Genomic DNA, 22,254 nt, shown 5'->3' on the forward strand with positions numbered 1-22,254 from the left:
AATTTTAGATTTTATGTTGACCAATAATATCCTTTGCTTCATCAAGTACCACTGTTTTTCCCAGTGCTCCGAACTCATGAAGATCGCCAAATACTTCTATGCGAATAGATTGATTGATACCTCCAATATGAAGAGGTTCAAAACCACTGGCTTTGATTAATTCTTCAACAAATTGATTACTATTAGTATTATCCGATGCATAAAATAACACTTTATTTTGAGGGGTAACGAAAGCCTCTTCTGATAATGAATGTACACCTAGAGTTCCAAATGCTTTAACAAAACTTGTTTCTTTAGGTACCAAAGCTAATAGAGTCTGACCTGCAGAATCATGTTGATCAATAATTTTTCTAAAACCTCCATTGCCATCTGGAGCAATTGGATTTGAAACATCTACAATAATTTTTCCTTTTAGCTCCGTCGCATACTGCACCAAAAATTCTTTAATATTATCAAAGTAAATCGCTGGAATGATTACATCAGCTTTATGAATAGCATCGGATATCTCCTCTGCAGTGGCAAGATTTCCAAATTTGTCCGCCAGATTGCTTGCCTTCTCAAATGCTCTAGAGGAAAGGATAACCGGGTGATTTCCTTTTACAAGATTAGTGGCTATGGCTTTACCAATATTACCCAAACCAATAACGGCTACTTTTACTTGTTGATTTACTGTATTCATCGTTTTATATGTTAAAAATTTGTTTGTCATTATTGACAATACAAAATTGCGATGAATAGTCAACCTACACCTATAAGCTATAATAAGAAATACCCTTAATCTAGTTTAAGAGTATAGTTATTTTCTAAATCTATCGTTCTTTATTTTACTCAAAAATTCTGCAGTTATACCTAAATAAGAGGCGATTTGTGTATTAGGTAGCCTATTTGCTAAATTGGGATATTGATTAATAAAACTTTCGTACCTATCAATAGCGGTAGAACTAAACATTTGTAATAATCGATTTTGAAGTTCAATATATTTATTTTCAATAATCACACGGAAATTACGGTCAAACTTTGGATAATTAGTGTATAAATACCATAAATCACCTTTGGAAATCTGTAACACTACTGAAGGTTCTATTGCTTCTATATATAACTGCGAAGGAGTTTCACGATGTAAACTACCTATGTCCGAAATCCAATCGTCTTCAGCTGCGAAGACAAGATTATGTTCAGCCCCCTTATCATCTATACCGTACATTTTAAAACAACCACTCTGTATGTAGGTAAAAGACTTACACACATCCCCTTCTTGTAAAAGAAACTGTCTTCTTTTTATAGTTCTCTTCGTAATATGGTTTGTTAAAACCGCGATCTCCTCGCTATCAAGGGGCAGATACTGGTTAAAGTGGTTTATAATATGATCCATATCAATTCTTTTTTCTAAACAATCTTCTAAAGATACAAAATGAGAATGCCATGAATATAATGATGGATTTAATATTTCTAAATAAAGCCGCGTTTATAGTTTTGATAAATACGCTATATTTTCAAAATTAAAACACATATGCTATAACATTCATCCTAATTTTTAAATAAGGAATATACTAATAAAGTTAACAACTTTAAGATCTGAGTACATGGAGCGATAATGTGAAAAAGAGTCATAAACGAATGCTTTACCATATAAAACAATCCGAAATAATTATTTTTTTACTCTTAATAAAGCAATAACAGCAATTACTAACATTTTTCTTATATTAGGGAAAATATTACGTATCAAGGTATCTTTACTAACATTTAACTTTTCTTTATGAAAGCTTTAATTATAATCGATGTACAGTATGATTTTTTACCAGGAGGTGCTTTAGCTGTTAATCATGGTGATGAAATCGTGCACAAAATTAACGAGCTACAGACACATTATGATCTTGTGGTAGCCACACAAGATTGGCACCCAAAGGGGCATAAAAGTTTTTATACGTCGCATCCTGGCAAAGAACCATTTGAAGAAATAAAGTTAAATGGATTAGATCAGGTACTTTGGCCAGAACATTGCATACAAGGAACTAAAGGCGCTGAATTCGTCTCTGAACTTTCAACAAATGCAATTGAAGCTATTTTTAGAAAAGGAATGGATAAAGAAATTGATAGCTATAGTGGTTTTTTTGATAATGGTAGAAAAAAATCTACAGGAATGGGTGATTATCTTAAAGGTAGAGGTGTTACAGAAGTAGCTGTCTGTGGAGTGGCTGCTGATTACTGCGTATATTACACTGCAAACGATGCTTTAGATTTAGGTTTTAAATCGAGTATTATAACGGGTGCATCTAAACCAATAGATCTGGAAAGATACGATCGTGTGAAAAAAGACTTTATCTCGAAGGGCGGTACAATCCTATAACCAGCTGACAACTCTAAACATAATATTTACAGTAATTATAAATTAGGCCCAATAGCGAAGTTGGGCTTTTTTTATGATCACGAATGGAGAAGGCTTAATTTCAGGTTTATGTATTCGTTATCAAATTGATTGTTGGTATAAGATAAAGAACACAAATAGTAATGGCAGGCCATTTCCTTCTTTCCCCCCTTTTCATAAAGAAATGCTAAAGAACTATAAAATGGAAATTTAAGAAAGTCATTTAGCATAGGTTCCAGATCAAACATTTTCTCAATCAATGGAGTTATTGGCAAGTAATTACTCTCAGCAATAATCCTATTTATTTTTACTGCTATAGCATCAGGCTCTAAAAATTCTAATTGAGAATACAAGGTAGATATCAACCTCCAATCTGTTTTTTCATAATTAGGTGAAGAACAATGCACTGAAGCAATTAAAGCCTCTAAATGATATTTATTCAGCCTATTTTTACTTAAATCTATTTTATTAAGATAAGCATACCCCTCGCTTATTAAATTTTTATCCCAAAGCGTCCGATTTTGAAATTGAATAGATATCCATCCATTTTCTTGAATTCTTGCAGGAAATCGAGAAACATGAAAGAAAAATAAAGCTAGAAGAGCATTTAATTCACAATGATCCTCCTGATATTTTTTGACTAAAACACTTAGACGAATCGCTTCAAAGCATAAATCCTTTTTTATTGATTCTCGTTTTTGAGAAGATTTGAAGCCTTCATTAAACATCAAATACAATACATGAAGCAGATGGGGCATCTCATTATGCAAGCTTTCGAATTCACATTTCTCATATTGAATAGCATTTTTTTTTATTAAAACCTGACTTCGTAAGATGATCTTTTTAATAGTTTCAACGGGTAACATCATGGCTCTTGATATTTCAGAATAGCCAAATCCACATAAATAAAACAAAGATATAATCAACTTATTCCTGTCAGAAACATTGATTTTAGAAAAGAAGATCAACAATTGAAGTAAACTATCTTCGGCTTCATGTGAAGCAATTGCTTCTTCTTCCTCGTACGAAATTCGATTAAGAATCTTGCTTCCAACCGAATCTCGATTGATTTTATTGATTAATTTATTTTGAGAAACATGAATTAACCATCCGAAACAATTTTTGGGAGTTCCTTTATATCTCCATTCACTTAGGGCAATTTCAAATGCTTCCTGCACTGCATCAACAATATTATCGATCTGCTGGTATCCAAATTTTGCAGACAAAAACGAAATCATCTTTCCATGGTATTCCCTGAAAAGATGATCTGTTAATTTGTTAATGTCCTTATTGCTCATCGGTAATGATAATCTCCCGTATTTCTAAAGTTGCACCATTCTTTAAATCAGGACAACTTTTAGCAAGCTGTGTTGCTTCTTCCAAACTTTTCACACTTAATTTGTAGTAACCGCTAACACATTCTTTTGTCTCGATGTATGGACCATCTGAAATCATATCCTTCTTTAATGTAACTCCATTAGCTTCTAGTGGATTTCCTTCTAGAAAATGTCCATTTGCAACCAGCTCCTCTACCCAATTGATATGTTCCTGAATATCAGCCTGCATGTCTTCTACAGATAGGTTGCCATAAGTCGAAGACTCACGAATCAACAATAAAAACTCTTTCATCTTTTCTTAAATAAGGTTAATAAATATACTATTTATCCTAATGACAAATGAGGATCGTAATTCGGGACATTTTTTTTCAAATCGTATTCAAGAAATTTATAATCACATGAATAAATATAATTTAACGTAACATAAGGTACTAAAAATTAGTGATTAATGTATATGATCGCGATTAGAGATATACTTTTTCCTTGTCAACAAAATCAGAAGACAAAACTTAACGTCTGACTTTAAGATTTCAAGAACATTTTCTTAAATAAATTATGCAATTAAATATACTGCATTCAAAGGCAATTCATCAAGTTGATTTATCTCCGACTGTTTAACAAATCCCTTACTTTCAAAAAGTCGGATAAAGGGATTTTGAATATACTCGTTGATCCACACCGCTTCATATGGCCTGCAGACGGCTAAACTTTTTTCCAGTAATGCTTCTTCTACACCCAGATTAAAATATTTTTTTAAGATCCCAAAATTGGCAATACGGATAGCCCGTTTACGGTCTAAACTCGAAGGTCTAACGCCCTTTGACGTAATTTGAACGAATCCTGCCGGTATATTATCGACGTATGCGATGAGCCATTGATTTGACATGCTATTTAATTCTTCAACCAAATTGCTGTCACTAAAATTTTCATGTATATATTTCTCTACGAACGAAAGCTCTAGAAGTTTTGAAAACTTTTCTATCGCTATCGCATGCGTTAATGTTAAAAGAGCTGCCAATCCTTCTTCTGTAGCTATCGTAAATTTGATTATTATTTTCATACTGATATCGTAAATGTGTGTGTGTGTGTGCACAAATGTATCAGTCTTTCAAAAGAATAAAGAGAACAGCTTATGGAACATGAAGCAGTACAGTTGTTATCGCATTAGTTGACCAGCAAGCGTAATCGCTTCTATCTTCTTAACAGAAAATTTGTCTGCAAATACTACTCGAAAGTAATTTGCGAACGCCCCCGAAAATGAAAAAGTATAGCCAGGAGTAAATCTCACTCCTATTTGCTCACATTGTCTATAAAATTTAAGCATGTCTGTCCCGTCAGGCATCTTTACCCAAATATTATAGCCTCCTGCTGGCATTAAAATAGAAGTACTGTCCGGAAAATGATCAGAGAGCAAGTGTACTGTACTATAGGCATTCTTAGCCAATTGCATTCTAAAGGAACGTATATGACGATCGTAACTACTTCCAGTCATCAGTTTATTTAGCGTCTCCTGATATAAAGGAGAAACGGTACTTCCCAATGAAAATTTAATCTGCTCTGCCCGTTGCATAAATTTTCCAGCCGCCAACCAACCTAGTCTTATACCGGGAGCCAAAGTTTTCGAATAGGACGAATAAGTAAGAACAAGACCACTTACATCAAAACTTCTCAAAGTAGTCGGTCGCTGTCCATGAAAATTCAGATCACCATAAATATCATTTTCAATAAGAGCAACATTATAGTATTGTGCTACAGTAACTAAGGCAAGCTTTTGTTCATCTGACATTAATATTCCTGTCGGATTATGAAAATTTGAAGTTACAATCGCCGCTTTAACCGGATTGTGAAGGCATGCCTCTCTGAAAAAATTAATATCAAACCCCAAAACCGGATCTACAGAAATTTCGATAACTTTCAGGTTCAATACCCTTATTACTTCAAGTACCGAAAATACACAGGGACTTTCCACTGCTACAACATCGCCCGAAGAACAAACTGTAGCCAGAGCAATATATATAGCCTGCAATGCACCATCTGTAATAATTAGCTCATCCATATGAATAACAGTACGATAAGCTGCCGCACGTGTGATAATATGTTCTTTTAACTCAACAGAACCATTTGAAGGATAATACCGAAGCAGACCTGCCCCCTGCTCCCGGATCACCTGTTGCATTGTCCGCAACACTAACTTTTGTGGCACAAGCAAATCTCCAGGAGCAGCTACATTAAACTCAGAAAATGTCTTTCCTGCTCCCGCAGAAGTTGTAAGTCCAAGATGATCCTTAAATATAGCATCCCTAATGACTGGAATACGGTCACTTTTTAACTCTTCTACATTTTTTTTTGTTTGATAACTTACATAATAACCCGATTTAGGAATACTTTCCACTAAACCATGAATCATCAGATATTCGTACCCATTTTGTATTGTACTGACACTGATCTTAAACTGTTCTTTCAACTCGCGAACGGAAGGCAGTTTATGACCTGGCTTGAAAATACCATCTTTGATATTTTTTTCTATAGTACTGGTAAATAGTTCGAATTTATACGCCTTCATATCTGTACTGGTAAGTTTTACAAAATCTACACCTGTATCGCAAATCTAAGTAATTTACCTTTGAGAAAAAAAATACTATGTCACCTAATAATTTCATAAGTAGTCCAGTAGATCTACGCAATTTATCCTTTTCCTCTTTACAAGTTGTATGCGAAGACTTACGATCGTTTATTATCGATCATGTTGCCGTAAACGGAGGTCATTTCAGTTCTAGTTTAGGTGTTGTTGAACTTACTGTGGCCTTACATTATGTTTTTAATACGCCTATAGATAAACTGATCTGGGATGTAGGACATCAAGCTTATCCTCATAAATTACTCACAGGAAGAAGAAAATCTTTTTACTCTAACCGATTACTAGGAGGTATAAGCGGTTTCCCCTGTAGGGACGAAAGCGAATTTGATGCATTTGGAACCGGTCATTCTTCTACCTCCATTTCGGCCATCCTAGGTATGGCTATCGCAGCCAAATATCGCGGAGAACTCAACCGGCAGCATATTGCTGTTATTGGAGATGGGGCGATGACAGCAGGACAAGCCTTTGAAGCAATGAACAATGCGGGATATGAACAACCAAACATGCTTATTATACTCAATGATAATAATATGTCTATCGATAGCAATACCGGTGCACTGCAAAATTATTTGACAGATCTCACTACCGCTAAATATTACAATACCTTAAAGTTACATCTCAAAAACCTCCTTTCATCAGAAAATTCATCCACAAAATGGGCTTCAGATACGCTGCGAAAATTTGATAAAATCATTAAGGGAGGATTTATGCAGTATAGTAATCTTTTTGAAGCATTAAACATACGATATTTTGGTCCTGTCGATGGACATGACCTAAAAAAAATGATTAGTTTGTTCGAAAAACTAAAGCACATACCAGGACCAAAATTACTTCATTGTGTTACTATCAAAGGAAAGGGATTTGCTCCCGCTCTGGCCGATCCTAAAATATGGCATGCTCCAGGAACTTTTAACAAATCAACGGGAGCGAAGTTGAGTACAGTTAATCGCAGTCCCACTTTTCAAGAGGTTTTTGGAAATACGCTACTTGCTCTAGCAAAAACCAATGACCGCATCATAGCAGTCAGTCCAGCCATGTTATCGGGTAGCTCATTATCGAAGATGAAATCAGAAATGCCTGAACGAGTTTTTGATGTCGGCATTGCCGAACAACATTCCGTTACTTTTTGTGCTGGACTTGCCACTGACGGCCTGTTGCCATTTTGCGCAATATATTCAACATTCCTACAGCGCGCCTACGATCAACTCATACATGATGTCGCTTTGCAAAAGTTACCTGTTGTATTCTGCATAGACCGTGCAGGTGTTGTTGGCACAGATGGGCCAACACATCACGGCGCATTTGACATTTCCTTTCTTAGATGTATACCCAACATAACAGGCGCATCTCCCATGGATTTGGATGATTTTAAAAATCTGCTTTTCACAGCGCAATGCGATACGTTAAATGGTCCTTTCGCGATACGCTATCCAAAAAGCACGGGAGCTGGTGAGCTCAAAAGTAAGTTTTGCAAAATACCCCTAGGAAAGGGACGAAAAATCAAATCAGGAAAAAGAATAGCCATATTATCGCTCGGTCCTATAGGACAATTTGCAGTAGAAGCCTGTCAAGAACTTTTGGATGATCACATTGATGTGGCCCATTACGACCTCCGGTTCTTTAAACCTATTGATGAAACATTACTGCACGATGTCTTTAGTCAATTTTCAGTCGTGATTACTATAGAAGATGGTAGTCTTATAGGCGGGATAGGCAGTGCAGTAATGGAATTTATGGTAGATAATGGATATCATTCCATTTTAAAACGTCTTGGGTTACCTGATACATTTGCGACACAGGGAACCCAGGATCAACTTCATGCATTATACGGATATGATAAGAAAGCTATAATTTCTTTGATTAGATCACTACATCATGAACTAAATAAAGACAACACCTCAAAAAAAAACAATTAGTTATATAAATATGCTGCGCTTGTATCTTGATTTAAGCAAATAAAACAAGCTCTGAAATAGAGCTTGTTTTAAACATCAGAACTATCAAAAATAGCCAACCTATTCAAGTTTGTATTACCAAAGTCTGTATGCTACTCCAAGTGTTAGATACATATTATGTAAATTATACCCTACTCCACGGAAAGATGAAGGGAAAACCGGATTTAAGCCTAATTGTCCTGTCAGATCTGCCTCCCAACGTTGTCCAAAATGCTTTGAAACTCCTAAATGAGCTCCAATATCAAAGGATCTCACCTCTCTTGAAAAGTCAAAATCAGCACTTTCAATCAATACTTTTTCGCCTAATGAATTACCTTTTCTAATATAACCATCAGACACAGTTCCTTTGAATTCAGCCGATAATAAACAAGCGAAATACATCCCTAATTTAAAATCCCATTCTCCCTGACGATAACCTGCAAAAACAGGTAGCGTTAAATACACATTTCGAGATGTCGTGGCGTTTGTTCCTGTAAAATCTCCCTCAAAAGAGCCTTTTTCACCGTTACCATTATCCACAGAAATAATAGTATGAAAGTATTGGACACTGTCAGTTACTTTCATTCCTTTAACATCTACGCTTAATCCAGTACCTACAAACAACTTTGATGAAAGATCATATGTAGCCTGATAACCAAAAGAAGGTGAAAATATCGGTGCATAACTATTGATCTGACGAATGGTATTAGGAAAAGAAAAAGGAGCCGTAGCACCAATATTATAACCTAATGTCATTGAATGCTTAATCTGATCAAATGAAAACTTTCGCTTTATGTCTTGTGCGTATAAGATACTTGATCCCACCAATAGACAACAATAAAGGGATAACGTTATATATTTCTTCATAATAAAGGTACGATTCTTAAACTATCTACCACCAATCGCGATCCTATCGCTCCTCTATACTGATCCCCTTCAGCACTGGATGAGGAAACAATGGCCATCATCAAATTTTTACCAATAGTGGCACCCTGTTTATATACAAAAGGAATATCAAAACGTGTAAAATTGGTTTTATCAGAGCCATCCTGAAGATCCGCACGTGCAATTATCCGGTCCGAGTTCATAATATTAGTCGCATTAAGTCTATCCGGACCGTTAAACAAAACAGCATAAATACTACATTTGTCTTTCACTCCTGGCTGAACCTGACCTGCCTTATTTATAAAATCTGGTCCTGCACTATATTTATAATAACCTGTGAAAGATTTAGGAAGCCCCTTATAAGGTTCTCCAAATTCTGTCGCCGCCAACGGATTAAGCATAGCCTGAGAAGCATTAAAATTTCCTAAAAACAAAGAACCTGCATACAGTCGAATACCAATAAGTTCTGATAAAGGTGTACCTTTAATCGTAACCAGTTCTGCAGCCTTCGTTCCAAGGTAACCATCTGTAGTGGATCGTGTCGGGTATGCGTCACTGCGCGCAGGAACACCCGAAAGCGCAACTCCCGGATTGCCGGAGGACCAGAGCTGTAATCCATCATCCTCTACCGGATACTCATATTTATCTGTAGGATGACTAGCCCAATTTTGAAAAGCAAAATCCCAATGACCAATATTCACAACTTTAACCGTATACCGTTTGGTGTTTTCTCCTGATTCTGAAGTGACATCATATACAATTTCTTGATCACCGTCAAACTTGATCAGTGTTCCACTTGCTGGTTTTACAGAAGCACCCCTAGATAACGTCAGCACCGGAGAGATTCCTGAATCATAGGCTTCGTTTGTAAGGTTTAATGTTATTGTCCGATTTATCTGATCTATAAACACATTACCAGTTAGTAAATGTGGATCAACAGTAACGGATTCAATATCTGCCTCAGGGTTTTGCGGAGCATCCTTAATACAGCCTTGCATAAGCACTATGCATAGGAATAGCGTGGCAAAAAGCCGTTTTCTCATCGTTCCTTGATTAGTATTTATTAATTACGTAAACCATTCTCATTTGATTAGTCATTCGTATTATTTGAATCAGGTTCATTTTTCCACAGTAGCTCTTGTTTCGGTAAGGCCAGATTAACTCCATTCTCCTGAAATACAGATTGGATGGTTTTAATCACATCGCTTCTTACCTGACCCGTGTCTTTTAACGTTTTCACCCAGAAGTAAATTTCTATTATTATAGATTGTGCTGACAGACTTCCAAATTGCACGGATACAGCAGGAGTAGTAAATATCTGATCATTCTTATGTAAAACATCAACAATTAACATTTTTACTTTATCCAGATCTGACCCATATTTTACCTCTATCTGAATATGTATTCGTTTTTTAAAACCACCGACAGTCCAATTTAATACATTGGAATTCAAAAGATCACCATTAGGCATAATGAGATCAGCACCATCTAGTGTCGCAATTACACTGCTGCGAAAACCAATAGATTTCACCTTACCGGCATGTCCGTCAATTTCGATTAGATCATCTACGTTAACCGGTTTTTCAAAAGCTATAATCAATCCACTGACTAGATTATTGACTAGTGATTGTAAGCCAAAACCAATTCCTACACCCAAAGCACCAATCACTAACATGATTTGATCTACGGGAATTCCGGCAGCAGCAAAGGCTAGAAAAAAACCGATTGAGATAATACTGATACGAATGAGCAGAATCCAGCTTCCCAAACGGAACTTTTTCTCCTGCTTATCATCGTTGGAATTCCATTGGGAGTCCGACGCAAAAAAAGATACTATTTTGGAAAGTACGGTGGCTCCGATCATAATAAGCAGAAAAATAAGCAAGTTATATATCGAAAAGGTATAACTCCCTAATTGATGTTCTTCCTGAAAAAAACTTTTTAATGGTTCTGACAAAAGTCTAAACTCATAAAAATTTCGTCCAAATAATACGAACCAGCCAACAATTAAAATAGCGTAAAAAAAGAATGGGGCCCGCTTTCCAACTCGATTATAATTAATGTAAAAAAGTCTTCTTTCCTGCTTTTTATAAAGATTAGAGGCATAAGTCAATCCCTCATTAACCAGCCTAATCACCCAAAGAAAAACAATCGCAACAACGACATTCATCAAACCTGCAACCATCAAAATTTTAGCAATATTGAAGCGCCCCAATACATTAAACAAAATCGAAAAAAGTTCCATTAAGGTCATGAGAAAGATCGGTATAAGAATCCAACGCTCACGTAATTCTTGATGACGCTCTTTATTAAAAAGAATAAAGATACCAGTAACAAAACTTATCATGGCAAGAATAACCATTAACCATCTTTCTGGCCTAGAAGCCTGCAATACAAGATTATCTACGGCTACAAATGCAAACAAAACGACAAAAATAACCCAAATACCCAACCAATATTTAGAAATTTCTTTTCTAAATATAATAGCGATCATCAAGGCAGATACTAATACAATTCCCGCAGTAAAGACAAATGGTGGATTAGGAAATACAAACTGAGCTACACTGAGCGTAATCACTATTCCTGATAGAAATGGAGAGCTTAGTAGCATACTTTTCACTTCTTCTTTATTATTTATATTTCTAATTCCAGATCGTAAAGAATAAAGATAGGTCGTTACGAGAAGTAACAATAAAACAGAAAGAATAATCTTTCCCCACTGCCCCTTTAGGTAATAAAAGAATACCAGCTTTGCTTTTAGTGCGGAAAAGTAAAGCACTTCGTGGATCGGCCGATCAAAATTACTTTCTTCCCAAAGATTTAAAAATTCTTGTTGAAATGTTTTATCTGAAATTTGCTGTTGATCATATTCGATCTCCTCCATTCCAGTTTGAAGTTGAAGCAACTCAAAATTAACTTGATTCTGTATGTTCTGTATGGTATTTATATTATCTTTTAATAAAGTTGTGACAGGATTTATTTCCACAGCTACAACTTTCAATTTATGAATATATTGATTCAGTTCCGTTGAGTCTTTAGATAATATAAATAATGATTTATCATTACATAACGAATCAATCTGAAATCTATAACGAACCAGCTGGTCCAAATAACGATCAACCCGTTTCTTATAGGTAGAAACCTCTGCATGAAGAGCGTCAAGAATATGATAAGTTGTGGTCAGATTGCGCGAGGTTTGAGTTGTACCCTTATTTTCAAAGACACCATCTTTAGAAATATTATACCATTGCGAAACTTGATTCAGATCGCGAATAAGAGCTACAGTATCAAAACCTTTTTTCAAAAAAGAGCGGGCTTGCCTCGACAGCACTTCGATTTCTTCAATGACTTGATTTTGTCGTATGGCCGCTTTGTCTGTTTCGATATCTTGAAGACTTTTTTTCGCCGATTCTTTAAAGAAAATTTCGGTACGGGAAACGAAATCTTGCTTTGCACTATCTTGTGCCAACACTTTTGAATATGCGTCAGAAACAAAAAGAAATATGGTCAGCAGTATAGATATATTCAAAAAGCGCATTCTCTTCAATAATTAGGTTAATAAGTTTATCCTACACAAAAGATTGTATGTCAGAGCACTCATCAAATTTAATGATTAATATTGAAGTATTTTATGTTTTAAGCTAAATAATCGATAGGCAATATCAATTCTAAAAACATGAGTACTCATCGTACAATTGATATTAAAAATCATATTAATACGTAAAGGAAGATAATCGTACTCTCCAATATACCTTAGCATCACACCTTAATTTACACTGATCATGAAAATAAGGAGACGGGCGGTTTGGTTGTTATAATAATAATGAGAAAATGATCTTAAATCGATCACTTTCTCATGATAATAGCACGGTAAGACTCCTCAAATTAGTAGTAAGAAGAGTTTAAGTTATTGTTTTCTTTTTCCGCTTTTTCAATAATTTTGATATCTGTCAGAATTAGAGGAAAGTTTTTCTTAATACATACATCCTGTTCAAAATGGACTGAAGGTTTACCATCTGCAGTCCGAATAGTCCAACCGTCCTCCTCTGTATAATTATCATCCGTTCCTAAATTAATCATCGGTTCAATTGCTATCACTAAGTTTTCTTTCAAGACCTTACCTTTACCACGTTGTCCATAGTTAGGAATATCTGGTCCTTCGTGCAAATCATGTCCTAATCCATGACCGACCAAGTCGCGTACTAAACCATATCCATATGGTGAAATATGAGAGGCTATTGCATAACCTATATCGCCAATACGATTACCATGCACAGCTTGCTCGATACCTTTAATCAATGATTCCTTTGTGATTTTGACTAATTGCATTACTTCTTGAGCAACTTCACCAATGATAAATGTATATGCCTGATCTCCGTGAAATCCGTTTTTAAATGCTCCAACATCTATGGAAACTAAATCACCCTCTTTCAAAGGATTATGATTTGGAAATCCATGTACGATAGCATCATTTACTGAAGCACAGATATGGAATGGAAATCCACCAAAATTATGAAACGAAGGAATTGCACCATGATCACGAATAAATTCATTTGCAAAACGATCGATATCAAGTGTTGTGATACCTGGTCTAATAATCGATGCAATAGCAGCCAATGTCTGACTTGTCAATTTTGCACTTATTTGCATTAATGCTACTTCTTCTTCTGTCTTATAAATCATATCATTTATTATTAAATAATGAATCACTTTTCCATCTGTTACGATCAGGCTTTTAGCCAATAAATATCACTTCACCAGAATCAAGATTCTCAATGAGCACACATCCATCTAATCTACTGATTAAGTAATAGTTTGAAACAAATTTAATGACCATAATACAACTAGAAAAGTAAAAATTGGACAATAATTCGACATAGCACTGAATATATTTTAAGTACTTTTGTAAAACTATGCCCATTAATTTTTTTGGAGATATTAAACCATCTGATTCCATAGTAGGAGAATCAGCAAGATACTGGAGGGATTCTAATTTATTTTTTAAATCAGAGTGCATTTTAGGTGCTTATGTATTTTCATGCAAAGACTTAAAAGGCAACCAGGCACTATTCAATGACGGTCTTCCGACTTTAATTTTTATGCCTAATAAAACGGATATCGTTCATATTAAAAAGGCTGATCAAACAATCAAATTAAATGCGGCATGGGTATGTTGTGGGACGATACAGAATACTTACTGGCAACTACCTCAAGATCTTGAATATATTATTGTATTACGTTTTCATCCTTCATCCTTTTATCAAATTTTTGATGTAGCACCAGAATTCTTTCTTTCGCATCCCGTCTGTAGCCTAACTGACATCATAAGTGAAAAATCAAAATTGCTAATCGATAAACTGTATCAAAATAAAACGGTTGCAGATCGTATGCAATTACTGGAAAACACAATGAGCACATATACTCCAGCAGAAAACCTACCTTCTCTGCTTCAAGAAGCTTTAAATAAAATTGAACAGAAGAAAGGAAATATATCTGTAGCAGATGTAATCCATGGTTTGGGAGGAAAAATAAATCGTAAATGGCTACAGAGAAGTTTTGTAAAATACATGGGAATTTCTCCTAAAAAATACATTTCTTTGCAACGGTTCATTTATATATATGGCGAGTGGCAGAGCAACTATCAAAAGGATTTCATGTCGAATTCTTTCTTATCTGGTTATTATGATTACAACCATTTTTTAAAAGATTTCAAACTATATATAGGCGTCTCACCCACGAAATTTAAATAAGCAGAAACTATTTCCTGCTCATTTAAATACAATATTACTAATCTTCATGTGTAAGATTAAAAAATATAAGCATTTGCTCTAATGCATTATTGGCATGCATAATTTCACTATTCTTTAAAGTATCTGCTGTAGCCTCTGCACCTCTCTTGATCATATCTGCTTCAAAAAATGCTATAGCACTCTTTAAATCAGTAAATTTATCACAGGTAAGACATGATGCCAATTCAAATGCATCTTGCATCGCAACATTGGCACCTTCACCAGCAAAGGGTGGCATCCGATGAGCCGCATCTCCAATCATAGTCAGGTTATGATTTGCTTCCCAAGATTGATCAAGCGGAAAGTAGTATTGTGGACGTAAAATTAACTGAACATGCTCATTTCTAAAAAATTCAGACCATGCTGTACTCCAGTCCACAAACTCCTGTCTGAACCATTGATCCGCTTGCTGCTTGTCTTTCAAATCTATTCCATTTTCTTTGAACCAATATTCTGGACATTTAGAGCTCGCTACAAACATAATCGAACCATCACCTTTAGATCCGTATCCGACAAATTGCCCCTGCCCAAAAGCCATCACCTTTCCACCTTTCGCAAATTCAACAAGTTTTGGAGCATGAATAGCGGCATCATAGATATTACCTTCAATCAAGGTGATACCAGAATATATAGGCTTAATAGTACTAATGACTGGACGAATTTTTGAATTAGCTCCATCGGCAGCAATTACCAAATCTGCATATGCAGTTGTGCCATTTTTAAAATTTAAATACCATCCATCTTGATGTGATTCCATCGACACAAATTGGCTGTCCCAAATGACAGTATCGGGTTTTAATGAATTTAACAGAATATCACGCAATGGTCCGCGGTCTATTTCAGGCCGGTCTTCTCCTTTTCCAATTTCACGATCATGATCATCCATGTGAATGTTAAGATCCTGATCAACTAGCAACAATTTACTTGCAGTGGGTCGGTGATGTTTATAAAACTCTTGAAGAAGACCTGCGCGCTTCATCGCTTCTAATCCAGTACCTTCATGAAGATCCAACGTAGATCCTTGCACGCGCACTTCACGATTAATATCCCTTTCGTACACATTTACTTCCACATTTTGCATCTGTAAAAGACGAGCTAAAGTTAACCCGCCAACGCCACCTCCAACGATAGCAATTTTCTTATTTTCTACTAACATTCTTTTTCTTTTAACACGATGTGGTAAAATTATTCAGAGTGAAGAGAAGATAATAGTATAAATCGGTCATTTTTGTTCTTCAATAATTCTTTCGGTACTACGCCAGAATACTTTTTTATATCTTTTATAAAATGGGTCTGATCAAAAAAATTCTCTTCAGGAAACAATTTTCCCTGTGCAACATGATCTAGAGATGCTCGAAAGCGTAAGACATTGCAGTATGCCTTCAGGGATAGACCAAATTGCTGATTGAAATACCTATTGATCTGACGGCTGCTCCATATCACTTTTTCTGCTAATTCTTTTACAGTCACGGATCCTTTCGAGACATAAATTAAATCAAATAAGTGCTGTTTCCGTTTATCGATTTGATGGGGAATTAAGGACACCATTGTCAGTGTTGCTTTATTCATAAAACAATTAAAATCTTGCAGATCATCTTCAGAAAAATTCCAAAAATCACTTGGAAGCACTTTGCCTGAATCCACTAGATCGGAAATAGGTTCTTTCAAAATATAGTCGACAGCAAGTAATTTAAAACTTACCACAAACATCTTTATACGTGCGGGAATAGTCGCCGGTTTATGTTGTGTACCAAGTCCCAATAATATGATTTGAAAAGGATTTTCCGGTGATTTAGAAAATATCAGATCAATTCGTCCATCTGGTAAACCAACTGTTTCTTTTTCCTGATCAGATTGATTATGCAAAAACCAAAAGCTTTCTACATAATCGCAAAGGGATTTATTCGGTAAAAAAACGCCATAGTCTATGCTCTTATCCATCACCTTACAACCATATTTAACTGTTATCTGACAGCTGAAAATTCATAATTTATTGAAATATCAAAACTAATTTACAGATTATATTCTTACAGATAAATACTTCTCCTATTTAATAATTATAAATAGCATATACTTAGACCAGCTCCCCTAATCTTTAATTATCTAACTTAATCGTTGCTAGCCATTTCTTTATATCCGCTTTAACCTGCTCTTCTTTTGCACCTTTCATCACCCAAAAAAGTCCTTCTTTTTCCTTTCCGCCTGTAGTAGAATAGCCTGTTAAAACGGTACTATTAGCACATAATTGCCTTAACGTTTCAAAACTGCTACCAATACCATAACCGCCATTCGTGTTAAAAGGAACAATCGTTTTCCCACTTAAATCATTTTGGGACAAAAAGCTTTTAATAGGTGGGGGCAGTTGCATTCCCCATGTCGGAAATCCTACAAAAATGATATCATATTGTTTTATATTCTCAATTTCCGTTTTCAAAGGAGGCAAATAGCCTCCTTGATTTTCACGAGCAACCTGATCTACTGCACTTTGATAATCCACTGGATAAGCTGTCGTTAATTCAATCGGCACCAGATCACCTCCTATTTCTTTGTGGATGATCTGAGCAACTGCCTTTGTATTGTTTGTACGCGATAAGTACACGATTAATATCTTTTTATCATGAAGCGGTTTGTCTGTTATTGGAGCAGAGCTAGACTGCTCTTTTATCGGTTCTTGAGCCTGAGAACAGGATAAGAGCAATAATAAAGCAACACTTAATAGTAATCCGTATTTTGTTAATGTTTTCATTATTAATCAATTTATTAGACAAATATCAAACTGTCGGTTTTTATTTTAGTATACGGATTACGGAAAAAACTACCCTTATTACTTATTTCCCTACCCGATTTTGTAAAGCTTCTGGATATCGCGCTCCTTGGATCGTAATTTTTGAAGTAGCCTGTTCAATCTGTTCCATATCTGCAGCCGATAATCTGATATAAGATGCGCCGATATTCTCTTGTAATCGATGGATTTTTGTTGTCCCTGGAATAGGTACTATCCATGACTTTTGTCCCAATAGCCAAGCTAGGGCTATTTGGGCTGGCGTAGCCTCCTTATCTACAGCAATAACTTTCAACAAATCAACTAAAGCCTCGTTAGCTTTTCTATTTTCTTGAGAAAATCGTGGTACTATATTTCTAAAATCTGTAGGATCAAATTGTGTTGTTTCATTAATAGTACCTGTTAAAAATCCTTTGCCTAATGGGCTAAAAGGGACAAAACCTATACCCAATTCTTCGAGAGTGGGTATAATATCCTTTTCTGGCTCACGATAAAATAACGAATACTCACTTTGCAAAGCTGTTACAGGCTGTACTGCATGTGCTTTACGAATCGTCTCCACCCCTGCTTCTGAAAGTCCCCAATGTCTAATTTTTCCCTCATTTATCAGATCACGAATAGTTCCTGCAACGTCTTCAATCGGAACATTCGGATCCACTCTATGCTGATAAAATAAATCAATATAATCTGTTTTAAGCCTTTTCATGGATGCTTCCGCTACAGCTCTTATGCGTGATGGACTACTATCCAATCCTTTTTTTGAATCGCCTTCCTGAAATCCAAATTTGGTTGCAATTACTACTCGATCACGAAAGGGTGCCAAAGCCTCTCCCAATAATTCTTCATTAATAAATGGACCGTAACATTCTGCTGTATCAAAAAATGTTACTCCTTCTTCATACGCTTTACGAATTAAATGAATAGCGTCTTGCTTATCTGTAGCTGGTCCGTAACCAAAGCTTAAACCCATACAGCCCAAACCCAAAGCTGATACTTCAAGCTTATTATTTCCTAATTTTCTTTTTTCCATGATTCATTTTTTATTATACTGATAATAAGAAGATTTAACTATTGATATCTCTTTTTAAGATCTTGAACAGATCTTGCAATACAAAGTTCAGGTATAGTATTCGATAGTATTGTATACAGGTTACGGTTTCACTTACCATTATTACCGATTGTTAGATACCTGCTACTATAATTACATCATTATACATGATTTTGTTTATACAAACTATGTAAATACCAATTGATCATTATTAAAATAAACAAAAGTAAGCGATGTATGTACGTTAGGAAATCTTCCATTACAAGATTAATTTTCGTCTTTATCCTCCATTTTTCGTTTTAGTCAGGTCAAGTATTCATTTTAGATATAGAAGATCGTATATTTATAAATAGTACTAATTATTGTTGTACAAAATCAAACAAAATTGTTAGCGAAATACAATTCATGGCAGTTCTTACTAATCAGTATCGCTGCCGCAACATTTGTCATATACCCGGATATCACCTGGTTACCTTTTGAATTAAGAGGACTTGAAGAAACAAGAAAAATACAACATATCATCTTTTTCTTATTTCGCTACCTGTTCTTTGTTTCTTTGGTTTTTATTTTGATTAAAAGCAATCTGACTTATCTCCAGTCTTCTTCCTTCAAAAAACGATTTATTTACAATCTTTTGATTTCGGCAATTGGCTATATAGTTTATGGCGGTATTTCATTTTTATTATTTACCAAAGTAAGACATTTTGGTAGTTTTGTGCTCTTCCAGTTCTTTGTTGTCTCTATTCTAAGTTCACTCATGGGATATATTATACAGCTATACAGCGATAAGAGAAAAAAAGAACAACAAATTGAAGAGCTAACTATTAAAAATCTACAAAGTAGATATGATGCGCTTACCAATCAAATCAATCCCCATTTCTTTTTTAATTCCCTGAATGGTCTGACTTCTTTGATTCGAAAAAAGAATGATGAAATTACATTGACCTATGTAAACAAACTATCTGATGTGTTCCGATATATTTTGCAGAGTGACAAAAAAGGTCTGGTTACCTTGAGAGAAGAGCTTGCTTTCGTAGATGCTTTTAAATATATGATGGAAGTTCGCTTTGCCAATAAATTGACTTACCATGTTGATATAAGTGATGAAGTATTGGACTATAGATTACCGGTATTATCTATCCTCCCTTTATTGGATAACATTGTTGTACATAATATCATTGACAGCGATCATAAAATGATTGTTGATATTTATTTCAATGATCACAATGAACTTGTCGTTTCAAATCCTATTTACCCTAAATTGGTCGTACCCGTCAGTAACGGAACAGGTCTTAAAAATCTAGAAAGTAGATTCATATTATTACTGGAAAAACCGATACGTGTTGAAGATAATGGCAAAACATTTACAGTTTATTTACCCTTAAAGTAATTATTGATGCAGGTATTAATTGTTGAAGACGAAACTGCAGCTTATGAAAGCTTGATTGAGATATTAAAAGAAATTGATCCAACGATTCAGGTATTAGGTAACACCGAAAGTGTAAGCCAAACCATCAGCTGGTTAAATACACATCCTGCGCCGGATCTTATTTTAATGGATATCCATCTTTCAGATGGTGCCGCATTCCTGATCTTTGATCATATTGATATCGAAGTTCCGATCATCTTTACAACTGCTTATGATGAATATGCCATTGAAGCCTTCAAAGTCAACAGTATCGATTATTTACTAAAACCCATTAAGACAACTGATCTTGAACGCGCACTTCAAAAATTTAAAAGATTTACACAAAATGACCTGGCATCCTATATTTCGAAAATCACCAAATTAGCTCCGACCAAACAGTATAAAGACAAAATCTTAATTCCTATTCAAGACAGATTAATTCCTATTGACCTACAGACTGTTTCTTTTTTTTACACAACAGATAAAAGTACCTATATCTACCTCAAAGATGGTACTAAATATCCTTATTCAAGAACACTCGAGCAGATCTATGCTACTTTAAATCCTGACAACTTTTATCGCGCCAATAAACAGTTCATTATTGCCCGAAATGCAGTCCTGAGCATCACCATCTGGTTCGATAACCGCTTACTTATTACACTTGATACAGAAGCCCCTGAACGCATTTATGTCAGTAAAAATAAAGCATCAGATTTTAAAGAGTGGATGGTAAATCTGTAAATCATCGTCTATTATTTTAAGATTTTTCGTGTTCAGTAATCAATATTTCGCTTTGTTCCATCGATACATATAGGCATTCATAAATTTCTACATTTTTGCTACTATCTATTACAAGATAGTTTATGGAAACAACAGCAAAACAAGAAATTACAAACAATAGAATAACCGTCATCGATGCCATCAGAGGTATCACACTAATCGGTATCTGTATGACACATGCTCTACAGCATTTTGGTGCATTTACGAGTACCGCACCACCACCATTTCCCTGGATCGGTACGATGGATACTATTCTAAGCTGGATATTGCAGTATTTCATCATGGGAAAGTTCTTTATTATCTTTTCTTTTTTATTCGGCTTAAGTTTCTTTATACAAATGGATAGTGCCGCTAAAAAAGGAATCGATTTTCGTGGCCGATTTTTTTTGCGTCTTATTCTCTTATTTATCATTGGTCTTGTCCATAGCGCTATTTTTCGTAATGATATCTTAATCATTTATGCGGTATTAGGTATACCACTGATCTTTATGTATAAATTATCGAACAAATGGTTAATAGCAATCGCAATTTTCTTTTTATTGGGCGGTGCACAGTTATGTTACATCGCTTACAAATCAATTACAACTGAAACGGTATCAATTGTTGTTGAAACGATAGCAGAAAGAAGAGGCCGTTGGCAAGAAATCTTTTTCACCGGATCGTTTTTAACAAACATACAGCACAACCTTAGTGAACAGCTACACTTTAAATTTAACTTCCAATTTGGTGAATATGGGCGTGGCTATATGACAATGGGCTTTTTTATCCTCGGACTACTGGCTGGTCGTACGCGTTTATTTGAACAACTGGAAAAATACAAAAACCAACTTTATCGTTTAGCTTCTAAAGCCGTAGTCATCGTTATATTACTGTACATCATAAAATCGCTCTTACCAGCAGGACAAAATAATCCTATTGTTGGATGGTTAGTAATTCCAGTAGATAATCTAATTAACCTATTATCTGCATACCTATGGTTAACTGTCATCCTAGCTCTTTACAATAAAAAAAATACACAAAAGAAATTCGCAAAACTTGAGAGCTATGGCAGAATGGGGCTGACCAATTATATGGTGCAATCGATCATAGGTGTATTTATATTTTACGGTTATGGCCTTGGTCTTTATGATCTCGGTATATTTCTAAGCGTCATGATTTGTTTAGGCTATACAATAATCCAGATTCAATTAAGCCATATATGGCTACAAAAATTTCGTTATGGTCCGGTCGAATGGTTGTGGAGGTCAGGAACCTATCTTAAATGGCAAAAATTGATCAAATCATAAAT

Annotated in this window: 20 protein-coding genes; 6 read left to right on the forward strand and 14 right to left on the reverse strand. The window is 35.2% G+C overall.

What is annotated here, in order from left to right:
- Positions 1 to 4 precede the first annotated feature (4 nt).
- Together ACFS6I_RS16165 and ACFS6I_RS16170 are read right to left on the reverse strand one after the other, a co-directional pair.
- Positions 5 to 679: an NADPH-dependent F420 reductase gene (locus ACFS6I_RS16165; protein ID WP_168128071.1), complete on the reverse strand. Its 675-nt coding sequence runs from the start codon at positions 677 to 679 to the stop codon at positions 5 to 7.
- A gap of 117 nt (positions 680 to 796) precedes the next feature.
- On the reverse strand, positions 797 to 1,372 hold the full coding sequence (locus tag ACFS6I_RS16170) for a Crp/Fnr family transcriptional regulator (protein WP_380922115.1): 576 nt from the start codon (positions 1,370 to 1,372) through the stop codon (positions 797 to 799).
- A 384-nt stretch (positions 1,373 to 1,756) separates the two neighbouring features.
- Here ACFS6I_RS16170 and pncA point away from each other — a divergent pair, with 384 nt between their 5' ends.
- Positions 1,757 to 2,347, forward strand: a complete 591-nt coding sequence (gene pncA, locus ACFS6I_RS16175) for a bifunctional nicotinamidase/pyrazinamidase (protein WP_380922117.1) — start codon at positions 1,757 to 1,759, stop codon at positions 2,345 to 2,347.
- Positions 2,348 to 2,424: 77 nt separating this feature from the next.
- Here pncA and ACFS6I_RS16180 read toward each other — a convergent pair whose 3' ends face one another.
- The 4 genes from ACFS6I_RS16180 to ACFS6I_RS16195 all read right to left on the reverse strand — a co-directional run bounded on the left by ACFS6I_RS16180 (position 2,425) and on the right by ACFS6I_RS16195 (position 6,265).
- Complete coding sequence (locus tag ACFS6I_RS16180; RefSeq protein ID WP_380922119.1) at positions 2,425 to 3,543, reverse strand: DUF6596 domain-containing protein; 1,119 nt, start codon at positions 3,541 to 3,543, stop codon at positions 2,425 to 2,427.
- A gap of 109 nt (positions 3,544 to 3,652) precedes the next feature.
- A complete protein-coding gene (locus tag ACFS6I_RS16185; RefSeq protein ID WP_132771948.1) occupies positions 3,653 to 3,994 on the reverse strand; it encodes a YciI family protein in 342 nt (113 codons plus the stop codon).
- A gap of 261 nt (positions 3,995 to 4,255) precedes the next feature.
- Complete coding sequence (locus tag ACFS6I_RS16190) at positions 4,256 to 4,762, reverse strand: N-acetyltransferase (RefSeq protein ID WP_380922122.1); 507 nt, start codon at positions 4,760 to 4,762, stop codon at positions 4,256 to 4,258.
- 96 nt (positions 4,763 to 4,858) lie between these two features.
- Complete coding sequence (locus ACFS6I_RS16195) at positions 4,859 to 6,265, reverse strand: aminotransferase-like domain-containing protein (RefSeq protein ID WP_380922124.1); 1,407 nt, start codon at positions 6,263 to 6,265, stop codon at positions 4,859 to 4,861.
- Positions 6,266 to 6,342: 77 nt separating this feature from the next.
- On the opposite strand from ACFS6I_RS16195, the gene dxs reads away from it, so the two are divergent.
- Positions 6,343 to 8,256, forward strand: a complete 1,914-nt coding sequence (dxs, locus tag ACFS6I_RS16200) for a 1-deoxy-D-xylulose-5-phosphate synthase (protein ID WP_380922126.1) — start codon at positions 6,343 to 6,345, stop codon at positions 8,254 to 8,256.
- 114 nt (positions 8,257 to 8,370) lie between these two features.
- Here the strand turns inward: dxs and ACFS6I_RS16205 are convergent, their stop codons facing one another.
- From ACFS6I_RS16205 to map, 4 genes are all read right to left on the reverse strand, one after another.
- Positions 8,371 to 9,141 carry a porin family protein gene (locus ACFS6I_RS16205; RefSeq protein WP_380922128.1) on the reverse strand — a complete coding sequence of 257 codons (771 nt, stop codon included), beginning with the start codon at positions 9,139 to 9,141 and terminating at the stop codon, positions 8,371 to 8,373.
- Complete coding sequence (locus ACFS6I_RS16210) at positions 9,138 to 10,157, reverse strand: PCMD domain-containing protein (RefSeq protein ID WP_380922130.1); 1,020 nt, start codon at positions 10,155 to 10,157, stop codon at positions 9,138 to 9,140. Before ACFS6I_RS16210 ends, ACFS6I_RS16205 begins: the two co-directional genes overlap by 4 nt.
- Positions 10,158 to 10,249: 92 nt before the next feature.
- A complete protein-coding gene (locus ACFS6I_RS16215) occupies positions 10,250 to 12,697 on the reverse strand; it encodes a mechanosensitive ion channel family protein (RefSeq protein ID WP_380922132.1) in 2,448 nt (815 codons plus the stop codon).
- Positions 12,698 to 13,044: 347 nt separating this feature from the next.
- Positions 13,045 to 13,842: a type I methionyl aminopeptidase gene (gene map / locus ACFS6I_RS16220; protein WP_380922134.1), complete on the reverse strand. Its 798-nt coding sequence runs from the start codon at positions 13,840 to 13,842 to the stop codon at positions 13,045 to 13,047.
- Between the two features lie 230 nt (positions 13,843 to 14,072).
- Here map and ACFS6I_RS16225 point away from each other — a divergent pair, with 230 nt between their 5' ends.
- Positions 14,073 to 14,909, forward strand: a complete 837-nt coding sequence (locus ACFS6I_RS16225; protein WP_380922136.1) for a helix-turn-helix domain-containing protein — start codon at positions 14,073 to 14,075, stop codon at positions 14,907 to 14,909.
- A gap of 37 nt (positions 14,910 to 14,946) precedes the next feature.
- Here ACFS6I_RS16225 and ACFS6I_RS16230 read toward each other — a convergent pair whose 3' ends face one another.
- From ACFS6I_RS16230 to ACFS6I_RS16245, 4 genes are all read right to left on the reverse strand, one after another.
- Positions 14,947 to 16,104, reverse strand: a complete 1,158-nt coding sequence (locus ACFS6I_RS16230) for an FAD-dependent oxidoreductase (RefSeq protein ID WP_380922138.1) — start codon at positions 16,102 to 16,104, stop codon at positions 14,947 to 14,949.
- Between the two features lie 29 nt (positions 16,105 to 16,133).
- Positions 16,134 to 16,889, reverse strand: coding sequence for a DUF6597 domain-containing transcriptional factor (locus ACFS6I_RS16235; protein ID WP_380922140.1), 756 nt, complete (start codon positions 16,887 to 16,889; stop codon positions 16,134 to 16,136).
- A 154-nt stretch (positions 16,890 to 17,043) separates the two neighbouring features.
- Positions 17,044 to 17,694 carry a flavodoxin family protein gene (locus tag ACFS6I_RS16240; RefSeq protein ID WP_380922142.1) on the reverse strand — a complete coding sequence of 217 codons (651 nt, stop codon included), beginning with the start codon at positions 17,692 to 17,694 and terminating at the stop codon, positions 17,044 to 17,046.
- An 82-nt stretch (positions 17,695 to 17,776) separates the two neighbouring features.
- Complete coding sequence (locus ACFS6I_RS16245) at positions 17,777 to 18,760, reverse strand: aldo/keto reductase (protein WP_380922144.1); 984 nt, start codon at positions 18,758 to 18,760, stop codon at positions 17,777 to 17,779.
- A 403-nt stretch (positions 18,761 to 19,163) separates the two neighbouring features.
- On the opposite strand from ACFS6I_RS16245, the gene ACFS6I_RS16250 reads away from it, so the two are divergent.
- The 3 genes from ACFS6I_RS16250 (at position 19,164) to ACFS6I_RS16260 (ending at position 22,252) form a co-directional block, all read left to right on the forward strand.
- On the forward strand, positions 19,164 to 20,168 hold the full coding sequence (locus ACFS6I_RS16250) for a sensor histidine kinase (protein ID WP_380922146.1): 1,005 nt from the start codon (positions 19,164 to 19,166) through the stop codon (positions 20,166 to 20,168).
- A gap of 6 nt (positions 20,169 to 20,174) precedes the next feature.
- Positions 20,175 to 20,927 carry a LytR/AlgR family response regulator transcription factor gene (locus ACFS6I_RS16255; protein ID WP_380922148.1) on the forward strand — a complete coding sequence of 251 codons (753 nt, stop codon included), beginning with the start codon at positions 20,175 to 20,177 and terminating at the stop codon, positions 20,925 to 20,927.
- A 122-nt stretch (positions 20,928 to 21,049) separates the two neighbouring features.
- A complete protein-coding gene (locus tag ACFS6I_RS16260; RefSeq protein ID WP_380922150.1) occupies positions 21,050 to 22,252 on the forward strand; it encodes a DUF418 domain-containing protein in 1,203 nt (400 codons plus the stop codon).
- Positions 22,253 to 22,254 lie beyond the last annotated feature (2 nt).

The sequence above is a fragment of the Sphingobacterium anhuiense genome, assembly GCF_042686355.1.
Taxonomy (GTDB): Bacteria; Bacteroidota; Bacteroidia; order Sphingobacteriales; family Sphingobacteriaceae; genus Sphingobacterium; species Sphingobacterium anhuiense.

What these genes read in the sequence shown, in the direction of transcription:
- ACFS6I_RS16165 (WP_168128071.1), bottom strand. Translation starts at nt 679, where the DNA reads ATGAATACAGTAAATCAACAAGTAAAAGTAGCCGTTATTGGTTTGGGT.
- ACFS6I_RS16170 (WP_380922115.1), bottom strand. Translation starts at nt 1,372, where the DNA reads ATGGATCATATTATAAACCACTTTAACCAGTATCTGCCCCTTGATAGC.
- pncA (WP_380922117.1), top strand. Translation starts at nt 1,757, where the DNA reads ATGAAAGCTTTAATTATAATCGATGTACAGTATGATTTTTTACCAGGA.
- ACFS6I_RS16185 (WP_132771948.1), bottom strand. Translation starts at nt 3,994, where the DNA reads ATGAAAGAGTTTTTATTGTTGATTCGTGAGTCTTCGACTTATGGCAAC.
- ACFS6I_RS16190 (WP_380922122.1), bottom strand. Translation starts at nt 4,762, where the DNA reads ATGAAAATAATAATCAAATTTACGATAGCTACAGAAGAAGGATTGGCA.
- ACFS6I_RS16195 (WP_380922124.1), bottom strand. Translation starts at nt 6,265, where the DNA reads ATGAAGGCGTATAAATTCGAACTATTTACCAGTACTATAGAAAAAAAT.
- dxs (WP_380922126.1), top strand. Translation starts at nt 6,343, where the DNA reads ATGTCACCTAATAATTTCATAAGTAGTCCAGTAGATCTACGCAATTTA.
- ACFS6I_RS16205 (WP_380922128.1), bottom strand. Translation starts at nt 9,141, where the DNA reads ATGAAGAAATATATAACGTTATCCCTTTATTGTTGTCTATTGGTGGGA.
- ACFS6I_RS16210 (WP_380922130.1), bottom strand. Translation starts at nt 10,157, where the DNA reads ATGCAAGGCTGTATTAAGGATGCTCCGCAAAACCCTGAGGCAGATATT.
- ACFS6I_RS16215 (WP_380922132.1), bottom strand. Translation starts at nt 12,697, where the DNA reads ATGCGCTTTTTGAATATATCTATACTGCTGACCATATTTCTTTTTGTT.
- map (WP_380922134.1), bottom strand. Translation starts at nt 13,842, where the DNA reads ATGATTTATAAGACAGAAGAAGAAGTAGCATTAATGCAAATAAGTGCA.
- ACFS6I_RS16225 (WP_380922136.1), top strand. Translation starts at nt 14,073, where the DNA reads ATGCCCATTAATTTTTTTGGAGATATTAAACCATCTGATTCCATAGTA.
- ACFS6I_RS16230 (WP_380922138.1), bottom strand. Translation starts at nt 16,104, where the DNA reads ATGTTAGTAGAAAATAAGAAAATTGCTATCGTTGGAGGTGGCGTTGGC.
- ACFS6I_RS16235 (WP_380922140.1), bottom strand. Translation starts at nt 16,889, where the DNA reads ATGGATAAGAGCATAGACTATGGCGTTTTTTTACCGAATAAATCCCTT.
- ACFS6I_RS16240 (WP_380922142.1), bottom strand. Translation starts at nt 17,694, where the DNA reads ATGAAAACATTAACAAAATACGGATTACTATTAAGTGTTGCTTTATTA.
- ACFS6I_RS16245 (WP_380922144.1), bottom strand. Translation starts at nt 18,760, where the DNA reads ATGGAAAAAAGAAAATTAGGAAATAATAAGCTTGAAGTATCAGCTTTG.
- ACFS6I_RS16255 (WP_380922148.1), top strand. Translation starts at nt 20,175, where the DNA reads ATGCAGGTATTAATTGTTGAAGACGAAACTGCAGCTTATGAAAGCTTG.
- ACFS6I_RS16260 (WP_380922150.1), top strand. Translation starts at nt 21,050, where the DNA reads ATGGAAACAACAGCAAAACAAGAAATTACAAACAATAGAATAACCGTC.